Genomic DNA, 16,092 nt, shown 5'->3' on the forward strand with positions numbered 1-16,092 from the left:
AGGCGCATTCGGGACTTTCGGCCCCCGCCCAAGGGGGACCTTCGCCCGGGCCCTTCGCCCGCACCCGGCCTGCCGTAAGGCCTGTACGACTCGTACGAGCTCATGACCTCATGAGGTCAGCTCTCCTCCCCCCGATACCGGTACCCCATCCCCCGCACCGCCTCGATCGGGTCCGTCTCCAGGCTGCCCGCCGCCTGCTGGAGTTTGCGGCGCACCCGCAGCACCGCGAACTTCACCCGGTCGCGACCGACGCCCTGCGGGTCGTCCCAGACCTGGTCGAGGAGCTGGTCGGTGGTGACGACGCGGCCGCGGTTGCGGACGAGTACCTGGAGCAGGCGGTACTCGATGTCGCTGAGCCGCACCTCCTCGCCCAGCCAGACCGCCGAGCGCCGCTCGGGCACCAGGCGCAGTGACTCGTCCTGGGCCGTGCCCGCCCAGCGCGAGGTGGAGGCGCGCCGCAGCAGTGCCTCGACCCGGGCGACCAGCTCGTCGTTGCCGAACGGTTTGGGGAGGTAGTCGTCGGCCCCGGCCCGCAGCCCCCGCACCCGGTCGCTCTCGGCGCCGCGTGCGGTCAGCAGCAGTACGGGCAGGTCGGTCATGTCCCGCGTGCGCTCCAGGACCTGCCAGCCGTCCAGCCCGGGCAGCCCGATGTCGAGCAGCATCAGGTCGGGCGCGTCCGCGAAGAGCCGTCGCAGCCCCTCGCGGCCGTCGGCGGCGGCCACCACCTCGTATCCGGCCCGGGTGAGCAGCACCCGTAGCGCGGTGGCCACATCGGGGTCGTCCTCGACGATCAGGATCCGGGTCATGGCGCCTCCTCTTCGCGCGCGGGTCCCGCGATCGGCAGATGGACCGTGAACTGCGCTCCCCCGCCCGGCGCCTCGGCGACCGAGAGCTCGCCGCCGTGGCGGCGCACGATGTCGCGGCTGAAGGTGAGGCCGAGGCCGGTGCCGGGGAAGCCGCCCGACTCGGCGTTGGGGGCCCGGACGAAGCCGGAGAAGATCTCCTCGCGGTACTGCTCGGGCACCCCGATCCCGGTGTCCGCGACCGTGATGCGCCAGGTGTCACCCTCGGGCACCGCGTCGATGGCGACGCTGCCGCCGGGCGGGGTGAACTTGGCGGCGTTCTCCAGGAGGTTGGCGAGCACGTGCTCCAGGCGGTGCTCGTCCCCGTACAGCGGCGGTCCCGGCGTACAGCTGAGGACGGTGAACAGTCCGGCCCCGGTCAGGGTGGACATCCGGTCGGCCACCGCGTGCTCCAGCATCCGCGCGATGTCCACCTCGCGGAATTCCAGGCGCAGTTGGGGCTGGCGCATCACCGTGGTGTCCATCAGTGTGGTGATCACTCCCGCCATGCGGGCGGCGTTGCGGCGGATCGCGGCGAGGAAGTTCAGCTGTTCGGCGCCGAGCGAGCCGGAGGCGGGGTCGGCGAGCAGATCGCAGAAGCTGATGATGGAGGTCAGCGGGGTGCGCAGTTCGTGCGAGGCGGAGGCCAGGAACTCGTTGCGCTGGCGGGCCAGCTCCGCGAGCGCCGCGTTGTCGCGGTGCAGCGCGTGCTCGCGGCGTTTGTCCTCGGTGATGTCCTCGGCGGTCCACAGCGACCCGAAGGGCTCCCCGCCCGCGTCGTACAGCGGCTCGACGTCGCGCCGGATGACGCGGCCGTCGGTGAGCGCGATCTCCGCTGCGCGGTGGACGCGGCGCGCGGCGATGGCGGCGGTGCCCTCCACGATCCAGGCCGGGCGCTCGGCGAAGTTGTCGAGGACCGCCTCCACCACGGGCTCCAGCGGGGCGCCGCCGGTGTAATCGACGCGTCCTGCCAGCGCGAACATCTCGACGAAGCGGCGGTTGACGGCGACCACGTGCTCGTCGCCGCCCTGCACGATCGCCGCCCTGGGCAGTGCCTCCAGGACGGCCTGAAGCCGGTCGCGCTCACGGTCCACGCGAGCACGGTACGCGCGGATCACCGCTGGTCGGCGGCGCCGCGCCTCCCGTCGGCCGACCGGGACCGCGTCAGTGCCCGGTCGCGCCGCCGTCGACAGAGGTCAGTGCTCGGTCACCTTGCCGTCCGCGACCTCGATGCGCCGGGTGGTGCGCACCGCGTCCAGCATCCGCCGGTCGTGGGTGACCAGGAGCAGCGTGCCGGTGTACGAGTCGAGGGCGGATTCCAGCTGCTCGATCGCCGGCAGGTCGAGGTGGTTGGTCGGCTCGTCGAGGACGAGGAGGTTGACGCCCCGGCCCTGGAGCAGCGCGAGGGCCGCGCGGGTGCGCTCGCCCGGCGAGAGCGAGGTGGCCGGGCGCAGCACATGGTCGGCGCGCAGACCGAACTTGGCCAGCAGCGTACGTACTTCACCGGGCTCGGTGTCCGGGACGGCCGCGCAGAACGCCTCAAGGAGCGATTCCTCGCCCACGAACAGACCACGGGCCTGGTCCACCTCGCCGACGACGACGCCGGAGCCGAGCGCGGCCTGGCCGGCGTCGAGCGGGAGGCGGCCCAGCAGGGCGGCGAGGAGCGTGGACTTGCCCGCGCCGTTGGCGCCGGTGATGGCGACGCGGTCGGCCCAGTCGATCTGGAGCGAGACCGGGCCGAAGGTGTAGTCGCCGCGCCGGACCTCGGCGTTGTTGAGGGTCGCCACGACCGAGCCGGAGCGCGGCGCGGTCGCGATCTCCATGCGCAGCTCCCACTCCTTGCGGGGCTCCTCGACGGTGTCGAGCCGTTCGATCATGCGCTGGGTCTGACGGGCCTTGGCGGCCTGCTTCTCGCTGGACTCGCTGCGGAACTTGCGGCCGAGCTTGTCGTTGTCCCCGGCCTTGCGGCGGGCGTTCTTGACGCCCTTGTCCATCCAGCTGCGCTGCATCTGGGCGCGGCCTTCGAGGGCGGCCTTCTTGTCGGCGTACTCCTCGTAGTCCTCGCGTGCGTGCCGGCGGGCGGTGTCGCGCTCTTCCAGGTACGCCTCGTAGCCGCCGCCGTACAGGGTGATCTGCTGCTGGGCGAGATCGAGTTCGAGCACCTTGGTGACGGTGCGGGTGAGGAACTCGCGGTCGTGGCTGATGACGACGGTGCCGGCCCGCAGCCCCCGGACGAAGGACTCCAGGCGCTCCAGGCCGTCCAGGTCGAGGTCGTTCGTCGGCTCGTCGAGCAGGAACACGTCGTAGCGCGAGAGCAGCAGCGAGGCGAGGCCCGCGCGGGCGGCCTGGCCGCCGGAGAGCGCGGTCATCGGCTGGTCGAGGCCGACGGTGAGGCCGAGGGAGTCGGCCACCTCCTCGGCGCGCTCGTCGAGGTCGGCGCCGCCGAGGTCGAGCCAGCGCTCCAGGCTGTCCGCGTACGCGTCGTCGGCGCCGGGCGCGCCCTCGACCAGCGCCTCGGTGGCCGCGTCCATGGCCGTCTGGGCGGCGGCGACGCCGGTGCGGCGGGCGAGGAAGGCGCGCACGGTCTCGCCGGGGCGGCGGTCCGGCTCCTGCGGGAGGTGCCCGACGCTGGCGCCCGGCGGGGAGAGCCGCAGCTCGCCCTCCTCCGGAGTGTCGAGCCCGGCCAGCAGCCGGAGCAGGGAGGACTTCCCCGCTCCGTTGGCGCCGACGAGGCCGATGACGTCGCCGGGGGCGACGACGAGGTCGAGCCCGGCGAAGAGCGTGCGGTCGCCGTGTCCGGCGGCGAGGTCCTTGGCGACGAGGGTGGCAGTCATGAGGTCTAGATCCTACTTGCGTGCCAGGACTGCGACGGTCCGGATTTCGCCGGGCCCGCGCACCGCCGCTGCGGCGGACCGTTTCGGCGCATCCGCCGGAGGGACCGTTTCGGCACGCCTGTCCGGCGGACCGTTTCCGCACACCGCTCCAGCGGACCGTTTCAGCGCACGACCGCCGTCGTGATCACTCCGCCCGTGGTGCGCGCCACCAGGAAGGACTCCCCGCGCAGGACGTGCGGGTCCAGGGGCACGCGGTGGGTGCCGGGGTCGAGGATCGCGTCCAGGACCTCCTCGGTGTGGACGCGGTGCAGCCGGTCCAGACGGTACGCGGTCAGACGCACCCGGCAGGTCGCGCCGACCGTGAGGCGGGCCTCGTCGGGGGTGGCGAGCAGCCGGGTGAGCCGGCGCTGGGCGGGCGGGGTGCGGTCCAGGGCCTGTTCCAGCTGGGCAACCAGCAGCGGGGGGACCGGGGCGAGGCCGATCACATACGCCGGGTGCGCGTGGGCCCGGGCGAACGCGGCCCGTACGGCGGCGCGTTCGTCCTCCGGGACCCCCCGCCCGAACGCGACCGCCCCGTACGTCATGAGCTCCTCGGGCATCGCGTCACTCACGTCGTGCGCGATGTCCGCGCCGATGCCGATCGAGCGCAGCGCCGCCGCGAGCTTGCCGAGGACGGCCGCGCGGGCCCCGATCAGGAGCACCCGGCGCCGGGGCGGCTCGTCGTCGAGCAGCCGCTCCAGGGCCTCCCGGTACTCCTCGGCGCGGAAGCGGAACGGCCCTATCCCGTGGTAGCCGTTGCGCTCCAGGTCGGGCACGGGGGCGGTCTGCCAGGCGAAGTCGCGCCAGATGATGTCGTCGCCGAGCCGCTCGATGACCGCGGTGACCGCGCCGCACGCCAGGTCCTCGCACTCCGGGCAGGCGTACACCACGTAACGCCCGTCGGCGAGCGGTGGGTCGGTCTCCAGGAGCAGGCTGCGCACCTGGGCGCCGAGGATCGCGGGCGGCACGTCGGAGGCGAGCGGCGAGACGGCGTCCAGGTCGGCGAGTTGGAGCAGCAGGGGGCGGCCGTTGACGACGAAGTCCATGAAGTCGCGGTGCAGTTGCGGTGATCCGTTGCCACAGACGTCGCCCGCCCGCATCGCGGGGGCCAGTCCGAAGGTCGCGTACGCGGCAGACATATCCCCAGTATTCCCACCTTCCGGCTGTTTCGAGCACGGCATCACCCGATCCGCTACCGTCCCGTCATGAGCGACGAGACGATCGTGGTGGGTGGCGGGGTCATCGGTCTGACGACGGCGGTCGTCCTGGCGGAGTCGGGCCGCAAGGTCCGCGTATGGAGCCGGGATCCGGTCGGTGCGACCACATCGGCGGTGGCGGGCGCGCTGTGGTGGCCGTACCGGATCGAACCGGCCGCGCGCGTCGGCGAGTGGGCGCTCACCTCCCTGCGGGTGTACGAACAGCTCGCCGCCGAGCCCGAGACGACCGGCGTACGGCTGGTCGAGGGGCTGCACGCGGGCATCCGGCTCTCCGAACTCGGCCCGTGGGCGGCCGAGGTGGACGGACTGCGCCAGTCCGCGCACGGCGTGCTCGCCCGGATTCCACTGATCGACATGCCCACCCACCTGGACTGGTTGCGCGGGCGCCTGGAGGCCACCGGCACGAAGATCGAGATCCGCGAGCTCGACCGGCTGCCCGACGCCCCGCTCGTGATCAACTGCACCGGCCTCGGCGCCCGCCGACTCGTGCCCGATCCGCGGATGCGGCCGGTGCGCGGCCAGTTGGTGATCGTCGAGAACCCCGGCATCAGCGAGTGGTACACGGCCGTCGACGAATCGGATGCCAGCACCTACTTCTTCCCTCAGCCGTACGGACTGCTGCTCGGCGGCACCGCGCAGGACGATGCGTGGGACCTGACCCCCGACCCCCGCACCGCCGAGGAGATCGTGGCGCGGTGCGCCCGGGTGCGCCCCGAGATCGCCGGGGCACGGGTGCTCGCGCACCGGGCGGGGCTTCGGCCGGTGCGGGACGGTGGCGTCCGGATCGAAGCCGAGGCGACCAGGTCCGGTGGCGTGCTGGTGCACAACTACGGCCAGGGCGGCGCCGGTGTCACCGTCGCCTGGGGGTGTGCGCGGGAGGCGGCCGCACTGGCCGCCTCCCGCACTCCCCTCCGGTGAGAACCCGTCTCAGCGGTGCTGGACGGATTCGGCCGAGCGGACCGTCATCGGTCCCCCGGGACCCGGCTGCCGGTCTGCGGGACCGTGACGCCGGTCGGACGCGCGAGGTGCGGCGCGATCCTCGGCGGAGTGCCGGTGGTGGCCCGGCGGAACGCTCCCGCACCGCCGACCAGCGGCAGCTTCGCCCAGGTGTGGGCGAGGTCGACGGTAAGCGTCGGGGTGCTCGCGGGCGGGTCGATGAGGTCCTTGTCGGTGCCCGCGACGATCAGCGCGAGCCGGTGTCCGGCCGGGACGACGTGGTCGGTGGCGTGCAGGTCGAGCGTGATCGTGTACGGCTTGCCGGGGGTCAGCGGCTGCCCGGTGTCGCCCGCGTAGTGGCCGAGGTCGGCCCAGCCCCGGCTGAACACGGTGTAGTCGACGGCCTGCTTGTCGGCCGAGGTGACCTTGTAGCAGGAGCTGTCGCCGGCCGTGCTCGGGCCCCAGCAGGTGCGGTCGGTGCCGGTGAGGATGCCCTCGCCCGCGCCGCCGTAATTGCGGATGGTGTCGGGGCCGAGGTCGACCAGGACCGCCGAGAGGTGGGCGCTGGTGGTGGTCGGGGTCGCGGTGACCGTCACCTTGGAGGAGCCGGAAAGGCGCAGGTCCTTGGTGAGCGGCGGGGTGACGAATCCGGCCTTCTCCGGGGTCGACTTGTCCACGGTCGCGGACCAACTGCTCTCGTCGAGCGCCGGGTTGTCGGTGAACGTCTCGCTGGAACCGGCGGGCGCGCGGCTCAGCCCGAGGGTGCCGACGCCGGGCGCGGAGCCGGTGGCCGGGCGCAGCACGGCGTCCCGGGTACCCGTCGGCGGCCAGACGGCGTCGGTGGACCACTGGTCGACGTGGCGCTCGATGTCGGCCATCGGCGCGCGCTCGATGCCGTTGTCGTAGCCGAGGAGGTAGTGGTCGAACCACTGGTGCAGGGTGTCGACCCAGTCGGCCCGCCGGTAGTCGAACGGGTCGACGTGCCCGGTCTGGGAGAGCCAGATCTTGCGCTCGACACCGTTCGCCGCGAGCGCGTCCCACCACTGCCCGAAGTTCTTGGTGCGCACGTTCAGGTCCTGCATGCCGTGCACCACGAAGACGCTGGCCTTGACCTTGGACGCGTCGGCGACGTAGTCGCGCCCGCTCCACAGCGGCGTCCAGTCGCCGTTGCGCGGTGCCCCGTCGACGAGTTTCCGCTGTACGGCGCCGCAGTGGGCCCGCGCATCCGGGCTCTCGACATAGTTGGAGAGCCAGTCGGGCCCGGAGTCGTAGAGCGGGGCGCCCTTGGCGAAGTAGTAGTCGTACCAGGAGGAGATGGAGCTGATCGGCACGATGGTCTTCAGGCCGTCGACGCCGGTGGCGGCGACCCCGTTGGCGATGGTGCCGTCCCAGCTCTTGCCGATCATGCCGGTGCGGCCGTTGGTCCAGTCGGCGCCGACGCGCTGGGTACCCGTACGGGTGGTGTAGGCGCGGGCGCGGCCGTTGAGCCAGTCGACGACCGCCTTGGCCGACTGGATGTCGGAGGATCCGCCGGCGTCGACACAGCCGTCCGAGCGATTGGTTCCGGACAGGTCGACGGCGACGAACGCGTAGCCGCGCGGCACGAAGTAGTTGTCGTAGAACAACGGCATCTGGACGACATGACCTTGTGCGTCATACGTCTTGAGCTGGCTCTCGTTGCCGCGCCCGCAGCACGAGTAGTAGGGCGAGGCCTCCAGGATGACCGGAACCTTGCGGCCCTGCTGGGCGGGCTCGCGGGGGCGGACGATGTCGACGGCGACCCGGTCGGTCCTGCCGTCGGCGTCCGCGTCGAGGCGGGTATCGACCCAGACGGACTCGCGGATGGCGTTCTCGTACGAGTAGACGGGCCTGCTCTCCTTGGCGCGGGCGGCCTGGGCGCCCACCGGCGAGACGAACAGGGCGGTCAGGGCGGCCGCGACCGCCACCACGAGCAGACGGCCCCAGCGGGGCGACCGGAGCGAGCTGTTCCGAGGCGATCTGGACCTCGTGCGGGTGAACCGCATGGCTATCGGCATGGGCGGACGGTACTCCCGTCAACTCCCTTGCAAAAGAGGGCAGTCGTGGTCCGATTGAGACTTGAGTCGAGCAAGTCAACATGTCGGCGCAATGGCGATCGTGTGACAGCAGGGGCCATGGACATGACCGGTACGGCGGGCGCTGAATAGGGTCCGAAGAGATCGTTCACACCGACGACTTGGAGCACTCGTGCACCGCAAAATCATCGCCCCGAGCGTGCTCGCCGCGTCCCTGCTGCTGGCGATCCCGGCATCCGCGACCGACTTCACACCGGGCGCCCCGGGTATCGGCGACCCCTACTACCCGAGCAGCGGCAACGGCGGTTACGACGTTTCCCACTACGACCTGAGACTGAAGTACCAGCCCACCACGGACCTGCTGGAGGGCACGGCGACGATCCTCGCCACCACCACCCAGAACCTCTCCCGCTTCAACCTCGACTTCGGGCTCCAGGTGAGCGAGGTGCTGGTCAACGGCACGAAGGCGAAGTACGCCAAGTCCGGCACCCAGGAGCTGGAGATCACCCCGGCCGCGCCGCTGGTCAAGGGCAGGTCGATCTCGGTGGTGGTGAAGTACGCGGGCAAGCCGTCCGAGCTGAGCATCGGCGGCTACACGGCGTGGCACCGCACCCCGGACGGCGGTGTGGCCGCCCAGGAGCCCGACTCGGCCGTGTGGTGGTTCCCGTCCAACGACCACCCGCTGGACAAGGCCACGTACGACGTGTCGGTGCTCGTGCCGGACGGCAACCAGGTGATCAGCAACGGCACGCTCCAGTCGCAGAGTTCGGCACGGGGCTGGACACGGTACAACTGGCGCTCCAACAAGCCGCAGGCCAGCTATCTCGCCACGCTCGCGATCGGCAAGTTCGACATCACGACGGACACCACCGCCAACGGCCTGCCGGTCATCAACGCGTACAGCAAGGACCTGGGCGACAACGACGGCGCCGCGCGCGCCAGCGTCGAGCGCACCAAGGACGTCGTCGAGTGGCTGAGCAGCCTCTACGGCCCCTACCCCTTCAACTCGGTGGGCGGCTACGTCCCCAACGTGACCTCCGGCTTCGCCCTGGAGACGCAGACGCGCCCGTACTACAGCCCCAAGCAGTTCGCGAACGGCGCCAACGTCTCGGTGATCGTGCACGAGCTGGCCCACCAGTGGTACGGCGACAGCGTGTCGGTGAAGGGCTGGAAGGACATCTGGAACAACGAGGGCTTCGCCCGCTACGCCCAGTGGCTCTGGTCGGAGAAGGAGGGCGAGGGCACCACGCAGGAACTGGCCGACTACGTATACGCCCAGCACCCGGCCGACGACCCGTTCTGGCAGGTCAAGCCGGGTGACCCGGGCCCGGACAACCAGTTCGACCTGGCCGTCTACGACCGGGGCGCGCTCGCCATCCAGGCGCTGCGCAACGCGGTCGGCGACAAGGCGTTCTTCGCCATCCTCAAGGGCTGGCCGACGGCCCACCAGTACGGCAACGCCAACGTGGGCGACTTCGTGCAGTACGCCGAGAAGATCTCCGGCAAGCCGCTCGCCGGGCTCTTCGACACCTGGCTGTACCAGCAGGCGAAGCCCGCTACGGCGGCCGCGAAGAAGGCCAACCTCGTGGCCCGGTCCGCCGGAACGCCGGTGGCCCAGCCGAAGTCCTGGAAGAAGATCGCGGAGACGAACGACATCCACGACCACCACTGAGGGCTCCTGATCCGGTGGGCGGGCGCGGCCGGGAAGCCCGCGCCCGCCCACCACTTTTCGGTCGGCTAGCGCCCTGCTGGGCGTGGCGACGCGCCACTACGCTGTACGCGGCGCCCCGCCCGGCGCCGCCACGCCGCCCGCGAGGAGCACCCGCCTTGACCGAGCAGCACACCGACCCGCACCCCGGGTCCCGGCCCACGCTGGAAGCCGTCGCCGCGCGCGCAGGTGTCTCCCGGGCCACGGCGTCCCGGGTCATGAACGGCGGCGCGGGCGTGCGGCCGCCACTGGTGGACAGGGTGCGCCAGGCGGTCGAGGAGCTGGGATACGTCCCCAACCACGCGGCCCGCACCCTGGTCACCCGGCGCACCGGCGCGGTCGCCGTGATCATCGCCGAGCCGGAGATCCGGATCTTCTCCGACCCGTTCTTCTCCCAGCAGATCCGGGGCATCAGCAAGGAACTCACCGCCCACGACAGCCAGTTGGTACTGCTCCTGGTGGAGGGACCGGGCGACTACGACCGGATCGCGCGCTATCTGGCGGGCGGCCACGTCGACGGCGCGCTTGCCTTCTCGCTGCACACCGACGACCCACTGCCCGCGATCGCCCGCAGGACGGGGATACCGACGGTGTACGGGGGCCGCCCGAGCTGGCCGACCCCGCCGGGCGAGCGGCCCGTGCCGTACATCGACGCCGACAACCGCAGCGGGGCCCGTGCGGCCGTACGCCATCTGCTCGCGCTCGGCCGCACCCGCATAGCCCACCTGGCGGGCCCGCCCGACCAGACATCGGCGACGGACCGGCTCGACGGCTTCCACGACGTGCTGCCGGACACCGACCCGGAACTGATCGCCGAGGGCGCGTTCACGGTGGAGAGCGGAGCCCGCGCGATGGCCCAACTCCTGGACCGGCGGCCCGACTTGGACGCGGTGTTCGCCGCGAACGACCTGATGGCGTCGGGTGCGCTCCGGGTGCTGCGCGAGCGCGGCCGCCGGGTGCCCGAGGATGTGGCCCTGGTCGGCTTCGACGACATGCGGGGTGTCGCGGAGGCGACGGATCCACCGCTGACGACGGTGCGTCAGGACATCGAGGGCATGGGCCGCCTCATGGCCCGACTGCTGCTGAGCGGTCTGAACGGGGACGGCACGAGCCCGGAGCCGGTGATCACGGAGACGGTGCTGGTGCGGCGGGCGTCCGCGTAGCGCCTCACGCGGCGCGCTTCTCGGCCCTTGCTCGCGCCCTGGCCTGCCTGGCGAGCGGCAGATAGCGCAGCCGCTCCGGCAGTACGGGCACGACGGCCCGCACCACACGGCCGAACCGGCGCAGCGCGCGCTCCTGGGCGTCGGTCCATTCGAGCCCCATCGCCGCGCGCGCGTCCGGCGGCAGAAAACCGATGGTCAGGAACCGTCTGAAGCGGGCGATCGGCGGCAGCAGCAGCGGCCAGCACAGACGCAGCAACAACCGGACGGGGAGCGGCCCGAGGGCGGGGGCCGGAACGTCCGGGTGGAGCGAGACCAGCTCCTCGACCACCGCGTTCGACCCGATCTCGTCGGCGAGCACCTTGCGGTAGTACGGCCAGAACTCCTCGATGCTCTGCGGCATGTCCCGGTCGTGGATGCCCAGGACGCGCCCGACCTGAAGCCACTCCGCGTACATCTGCCGCTCCTGCGCCTCCGTGCAGGGACGGCGCAGGTACTGCCGGCTGTAGGCGAAGACCGGGTACCCGGTGGCGTGCACCCACGCGTAGTTGGCCGGGGTCAGCGCGTGGTAGCGGCGGCCCCGCGCGTCGGTGCCCTGGATGCTCCGGTGCAGCTCCCGCAGCCGACGCCCCTCCTGGGCCGCGGCCTCGCCCCCGTACACCCACAGCTGGAGGGAGCGCAGCGAGCGCTCACCGCGGCCCCAGGGGTCGGTCCGGAACACGGAGTGCTCGTCGACCCCGGCGCCGACGGCGGGGTGGGCGACCTGGAGCGCCAGGGCCGCGGGCAGCGTGAGCAGGACCCGCACGTCCCCGGCGAGGCTCCACAGCACTCCGCCCGGTGGAGGCGGGGCGGGGTCGGCGGACGTGCGGTTCTCGATCACACCTCCAGGGATATCAGATGACTGGTGGGGCGCGAGTTTCGGATGGCCGGTGTCGGGGAGCCAGTCGTGCCCGGGGCCCGGGGCCCACCGCACGGCGTCCAGCGTCTGCGCCGCCTCGGTGGATGACCGGCTCCGGGCCCCTTTCACAACAGTGGTGAGACAGCAATACTGTTGAACCGGATCGACCGCGAACCGGGAAAGAGGCACAGCCATGGCGACCGAGACCGAGGAGCCGACCCTCACGGTCGACGAACTGGCCGCGCGCGCCGGGGTCACCGTGCGCACCATCCGTTTCTACAGCACCAGGGGCCTGCTCCCGCCGCCCTCGATCGGGCCGCGCCGGGTCGGGCACTACGGCCCGGCGCATCTGTCCCGGCTCGCCCTCATCGAGGAGTTGCAGCACCACGGGATGACGCTCGCCGCGATCGAGCGCTACCTCCAGCAGCTGCCGCCCGATCTGAACGCGCACGATCTGGCGATCCACCGTGCCGTGGTCGCCTCCTGGGCGCCGGACGCCGCCGAGGAGGCCACCCGGGCGGAGCTGGAGCGGAGGGCCGGACGGTCCCTGTCCGACGTGGACATCGACCGGCTGGCGGCGATGAACGTACTGGAGCGCACTCCCGGCGACAGCGACGCGTTCCTGGTCGACCCCGGGCTGCTCGCGCTCGGGGTGCAGCTCCTGGACGTACCGATCGCGCACGAGACGATCCTGGCGGCGCGCACCGTCCTCGTGGACCACACCCGCTCGGCCGCGCACGAGCTGACGCGGCTGTTCCGGGACGAGGTGTGGAACCCGTACCGCGAGCGGGAGTCGGACCCCGACCATGTGGCCGCGATGAAGTCCCTGTCGGCGCACATGCAGCCGATGGTGGTGCAGGCGCTGGTCACGGCGTTCCAGCGGTCGCTCAAAGAGGAGCTGCGAGCCGCCTTCCGCGCCGAGGCCGAATAGCGAGTGAGGGGCCGGGGATCTTCTCCCCGGCCCCTCCCCCCGTTACGCGTCCGCGAACTTCTCCCCCCGCTCCGCCTTCTCCACCAGCAGCGCCGGCGGCAGGAAGCGGTCGCCGTAGCGCTCGGCCAGTTCGCGGGCGCGGGCGACGAAGCCCGGCAGACCGCCCTCGTAACCGTTCATGTACTGCATCACGCCGCCCGTCCACGCCGGGAAGCCGATGCCCATGATGGAGCCGATGTTGGCGTCGGCGACCGAGGTGAGCACGCCCTCCTCGAAGAGGCGGACGGTGTCCAGCGACTCGGCGAAGAGCATCCGCTCCTTCATGTCCTCGAAGGGGACCTCGACGCCCGGCTTGCCGAAGTGCTCGCGGAGGCCCGGCCACAGCCGTACGCGCTTGCCGTCCTCGCCGTACTCGTAGAAGCCCGCGCCGCCGCTGCGGCCGGGGCGGCCGAACTCGTCGACCATGCGGTCGATGACCGAGTCCGCCGGGTGTCCGGGCCAGACGCCGCCCGCCTCCTCGACGGCCCGCCGCGACTCGTCGCGGATCTTGCGCGGCAGGGTGAGGGTCAGCTCGTCCATCAGGGAGAGGACCTTGGCCGGGTAGCCCGCCTGGCCCGCCGCCTGCTCGATGGAGGCGGGCTCGATGCCCTCGCCGACCATCGCGACGCCCTCGTTGATGAACTGGCCGATGACCCGTGAGGTGAAGAAGCCGCGCGAGTCGTTGACGACGATCGGGGTCTTCTTGATCTGGCGGACCAGGTCGAAGGCGCGGGCCAGCGCCTCGTCGCCGGTGCGCTCGCCCTTGATGATCTCGACGAGCGGCATCTTGTCGACCGGCGAGAAGAAGTGCAGCCCGATGAAGTCGGCCTGGCGGGTGACGCCTTCGGCGAGACCGGTGATCGGCAGGGTCGAGGTGTTGGAGCAGAGCAGCGCGTCCGGCTCGACGATGTCCTGGATCTCCTGGAACACCTTGTGCTTGAGCTCGGTGTTCTCGAAGACCGCCTCGATGACCGCGTCGCAGCCCGCGAGGTCGCGCGGGTCGGCGGTCGCCGTGATGCGGGCGAGCAGTTCGTCGCGCTTGGCCTCGGTCGTACGGCCCCGCGAGAGCGCCTTGGCGAGCAGCTTCTCCGAGTACGCCTTGCCCTTGTCCGCCGCCTCCTGCGAGACGTCCTTGAGGACGACCTCGATGCCGGCCCGGGCGCAGGAGTACGCGATGCCCGCGCCCATCATGCCCGCGCCGAGGACGGCGACCTTGCGGACCGGGCGCGGCTCGATGCCCTTGGGGCGGCTGGCACCGGAGTTGACGGCCTGGAGGTCGAAGAAGAACGCCTGGATCATGTTCTTCGCGGTCTGGCCGGTGACCAGCTCGGTGAAGTACCGGGCCTCGATGGTCAGCGCGGTCTCGAAGTCGACCTGGGAGCCCTCGACGGCGGCCGCGAGGATGTTGCGCGGCGCCGGGTAGGGGGCGCCGTTCAACTGCTTCTTCAAGTTGGCCGGGAACGCGGGCAGGTTGGCGGCGAACTTGGGGTTCGACGGCGTGCCGCCCGGGATGCGGTAGCCCTTGACGTCCCACGGCTGCTGGGACTCGGGGTGGGCGTCGATGAAGGCGCGCGCCTTGGCGATCATCTCCTCGGGTGTGGCGGCGACTTCGTGGACGAGGCCGTTCTCCAGCGCCCGCTGCGGGGAGTACTGGGTACCCTGGAGCAGCACCTTCAGCAGCGCGTCCGCGATGCCCATCAGCCGTACGGTACGGGTCACACCGCCGCCCGCCGGAAGCAGGCCCAGGGTGACCTCGGGCAGGCCGATCTTGGAGCCGGGGGCGTCGAGCGCGACGCGGTGGTGGCTGGCGAGCGCGATCTCGTAACCGCCGCCGAGGGCAGCCCCGTTGATGGCCGCGACGACCGGCTTGCCCAGGGTCTCGATGCGGCGCAGCGAGTTCTTGATGGCGGTGCCGGTCTCGAACGCCTGCTGGGCGTTCTCCGGGCCGACCTGGATCATGTCCTTGAGGTCGCCGCCCGCGAAGAACGTCTTCTTGGCGGAGGTGTAGATGATGCCCCGGATGGAGTCCTTCTCGGCCTCGGCGCGGTCGGCGATCGCCGCGATGGAGTCCTTGAAGGCCCGGTTCATGGTGTTGGCGGACTGGTTGGGGTCGTCGAGGACGAGGGTGACGACGCCGGTCTCGTCCTGTTCCCAGCGGATGGTGGTGCTCTCGGTCATTGCTGAAATCTCCGTATGAGGGGGTGCCGGGACAGGACGGTCAGAGACGCTCGACGACGGTGGCGATGCCCATGCCGCCGCCGACGCACAGCGTGGCCAGGCCGTACCGCTGGTCGCGGCGCTCCAGCTCGTCGACGAGCGTGCCGAGGATCATCGCGCCGGTGGCGCCCAGCGGGTGGCCCATGGCGATGGCGCCGCCATTGACGTTGATCTTGTCGAGCGAGAGGCCCATGTCACGGGCGAACCGCAGCACCACACCGGCGAACGCCTCGTTGATCTCGACGAGGTCGATGTCGTCGATGGTCAGCCCGGCCTTGGCGAGCGCCTTGCGGGTGGCGGGGGCGGGACCGGTGAGCATGATCGTCGGCTCGGAGCCGGAGACGGCGGCCGAGACGATCCGGGCGCGCGGGGTCATGCCGTAGCGCTCGCCGACCTCGCGCGAGCCGATGGCGACCAGGGCGGCGCCGTCCACGATGCCGGAGGAGTTGCCCGCGTGGTGGACGTGGTCGATCTTCTCCACCCAGTGGTACTTCTGCAGCGCCACCGCGTCGAAGCCGCCCATCTCGCCGATGGCCGCGAACGACGGCTTGAGGCCCGCGAGCGAGTCGGCGGTGGTGCCGGGGCGCATGTGCTCGTCGTGGTCGAGGACGACCAGGCCGTTGCGGTCCTTGACCGGCACGACGGACCGGCCGAACCGGCCGTCCTTCCACGCTTCGGCGGCCCGCTCCTGCGAGAGCGCCGCGTACTCGTCGACGTCGCGGCGCGAGAAGCCCTCGATGGTGGCGATGAGGTCGGCGCCGATGCCCTGCGGGGCGAAGTTGGTGTCGAAGTTGGTCATCGGGTCGGCGAACCAGGCGCCGCCGTCCGAGGCCATCGGGACGCGCGACATCGACTCGACGCCGCCCGCGAGCACCAGGTCCTCCCAGCCCGAACGGACCTTGGCCGCCGCCAGGTTGACGGCTTCGAGGCCCGAGGCACAGAAGCGGTTCTCCTGCACGCCCGCGACCGTGTCCGGCAGCCCGGCGGCGATCGCCGCGATCCGGGCGATGTCGGAGCCCTGGTCGCCGACCGGGCCGACCACGCCGAGGACGATGTCGTCGATCGCCGCCGGGTCGAGGTCCGGGAAGCGCTCCCGCACCTCGCGGATCAGCCCGACGACCAGGTCGATCGGCTTGGTTCCGTGCAGGGAGCCGTTGGCCTTGCCGCGCCCGCGCGGGGTGCGGATCGCGTCGTACACAAACGCTTCGGTGCTCACT

Annotated in this window: 12 protein-coding genes; 4 read left to right on the plus strand and 8 right to left on the minus strand. The window is 71.7% G+C overall.

What is annotated here, in order from left to right; genetic code table 11:
• Positions 1–116: 116 nt before the first annotated feature.
• The 4 genes from ACT1U9_RS02740 to ACT1U9_RS02755 form a co-directional block, all read right to left on the minus strand.
• Positions 117–806 (minus strand): response regulator transcription factor, encoded by a 690-nt coding sequence (locus ACT1U9_RS02740; protein ID WP_444536746.1) that lies wholly within the window; start codon positions 804–806, stop codon positions 117–119.
• Positions 803–1,936, minus strand: a complete 1,134-nt coding sequence (locus ACT1U9_RS02745; RefSeq protein ID WP_444536747.1) for an ATP-binding protein — start codon at positions 1,934–1,936, stop codon at positions 803–805. Before ACT1U9_RS02745 ends, ACT1U9_RS02740 begins: the two co-directional genes overlap by 4 nt.
• Positions 1,937–2,038: 102 nt before the next feature.
• Positions 2,039–3,676 carry an ABC-F family ATP-binding cassette domain-containing protein gene (locus tag ACT1U9_RS02750; protein WP_444536748.1) on the minus strand — a complete coding sequence of 546 codons (1,638 nt, stop codon included), beginning with the start codon at positions 3,674–3,676 and terminating at the stop codon, positions 2,039–2,041.
• Positions 3,677–3,837: 161 nt separating this feature from the next.
• A complete protein-coding gene (locus ACT1U9_RS02755; RefSeq protein WP_444536749.1) occupies positions 3,838–4,854 on the minus strand; it encodes an oxidoreductase in 1,017 nt (338 codons plus the stop codon).
• Positions 4,855–4,920: 66 nt separating this feature from the next.
• On the opposite strand from ACT1U9_RS02755, the gene ACT1U9_RS02760 reads away from it, so the two are divergent.
• The gene (locus tag ACT1U9_RS02760) at positions 4,921–5,850 is read left to right on the plus strand and encodes an NAD(P)/FAD-dependent oxidoreductase (protein WP_444536750.1); all 930 of its coding nucleotides are present in this window, start codon (positions 4,921–4,923) and stop codon (positions 5,848–5,850) included.
• Between the two features lie 44 nt (positions 5,851–5,894).
• Here ACT1U9_RS02760 and ACT1U9_RS02765 read toward each other — a convergent pair whose 3' ends face one another.
• Positions 5,895–7,892 (minus strand): Xaa-Pro dipeptidyl-peptidase, encoded by a 1,998-nt coding sequence (locus tag ACT1U9_RS02765; RefSeq protein ID WP_444538989.1) that lies wholly within the window; start codon positions 7,890–7,892, stop codon positions 5,895–5,897.
• Positions 7,893–8,094: 202 nt separating this feature from the next.
• Here ACT1U9_RS02765 and ACT1U9_RS02770 point away from each other — a divergent pair, with 202 nt between their 5' ends.
• Together ACT1U9_RS02770 and ACT1U9_RS02775 are read left to right on the plus strand one after the other, a co-directional pair.
• Complete coding sequence (locus ACT1U9_RS02770; RefSeq protein WP_444536751.1) at positions 8,095–9,594, plus strand: M1 family metallopeptidase; 1,500 nt, start codon at positions 8,095–8,097, stop codon at positions 9,592–9,594.
• 155 nt (positions 9,595–9,749) lie between these two features.
• Positions 9,750–10,793: a LacI family DNA-binding transcriptional regulator gene (locus tag ACT1U9_RS02775; protein ID WP_444536752.1), complete on the plus strand. Its 1,044-nt coding sequence runs from the start codon at positions 9,750–9,752 to the stop codon at positions 10,791–10,793.
• A 4-nt stretch (positions 10,794–10,797) separates the two neighbouring features.
• Here ACT1U9_RS02775 and ACT1U9_RS02780 read toward each other — a convergent pair whose 3' ends face one another.
• Positions 10,798–11,670, minus strand: coding sequence for an oxygenase MpaB family protein (locus ACT1U9_RS02780; protein WP_444536753.1), 873 nt, complete (start codon positions 11,668–11,670; stop codon positions 10,798–10,800).
• A 211-nt stretch (positions 11,671–11,881) separates the two neighbouring features.
• Between ACT1U9_RS02780 and ACT1U9_RS02785 the strand changes: the two genes are divergently transcribed.
• Positions 11,882–12,619 (plus strand): MerR family transcriptional regulator, encoded by a 738-nt coding sequence (locus tag ACT1U9_RS02785; protein WP_444536754.1) that lies wholly within the window; start codon positions 11,882–11,884, stop codon positions 12,617–12,619.
• Positions 12,620–12,661: 42 nt separating this feature from the next.
• Here ACT1U9_RS02785 and ACT1U9_RS02790 read toward each other — a convergent pair whose 3' ends face one another.
• Both ACT1U9_RS02790 and ACT1U9_RS02795 read right to left on the minus strand, forming a co-directional pair.
• Positions 12,662–14,836, minus strand: a complete 2,175-nt coding sequence (locus ACT1U9_RS02790; protein ID WP_444536755.1) for a 3-hydroxyacyl-CoA dehydrogenase NAD-binding domain-containing protein — start codon at positions 14,834–14,836, stop codon at positions 12,662–12,664.
• 40 nt (positions 14,837–14,876) lie between these two features.
• Positions 14,877–16,091 carry an acetyl-CoA C-acetyltransferase gene (locus tag ACT1U9_RS02795; RefSeq protein WP_444536756.1) on the minus strand — a complete coding sequence of 405 codons (1,215 nt, stop codon included), beginning with the start codon at positions 16,089–16,091 and terminating at the stop codon, positions 14,877–14,879.
• Position 16,092 lies beyond the last annotated feature (1 nt).

Source organism: Streptomyces sp. BR1, from assembly GCF_052373795.1.
Classification (GTDB): Bacteria; Actinomycetota; Actinomycetes; order Streptomycetales; family Streptomycetaceae; genus Streptomyces.

Excerpts from the sequence above, each read along its gene's own strand:
- ACT1U9_RS02740 (WP_444536746.1), bottom strand. The coding sequence starts at position 806 with ATGACCCGGATCCTGATCGTCGAGGACGACCCCGATGTGGCCACCGCG.
- ACT1U9_RS02750 (WP_444536748.1), bottom strand. The coding sequence starts at position 3,676 with ATGACTGCCACCCTCGTCGCCAAGGACCTCGCCGCCGGACACGGCGAC.
- ACT1U9_RS02755 (WP_444536749.1), bottom strand. The coding sequence starts at position 4,854 with ATGTCTGCCGCGTACGCGACCTTCGGACTGGCCCCCGCGATGCGGGCG.
- ACT1U9_RS02760 (WP_444536750.1), top strand. The coding sequence starts at position 4,921 with ATGAGCGACGAGACGATCGTGGTGGGTGGCGGGGTCATCGGTCTGACG.
- ACT1U9_RS02765 (WP_444538989.1), bottom strand. The coding sequence starts at position 7,892 with ATGCGGTTCACCCGCACGAGGTCCAGATCGCCTCGGAACAGCTCGCTC.
- ACT1U9_RS02785 (WP_444536754.1), top strand. The coding sequence starts at position 11,882 with ATGGCGACCGAGACCGAGGAGCCGACCCTCACGGTCGACGAACTGGCC.
- ACT1U9_RS02790 (WP_444536755.1), bottom strand. The coding sequence starts at position 14,836 with ATGACCGAGAGCACCACCATCCGCTGGGAACAGGACGAGACCGGCGTC.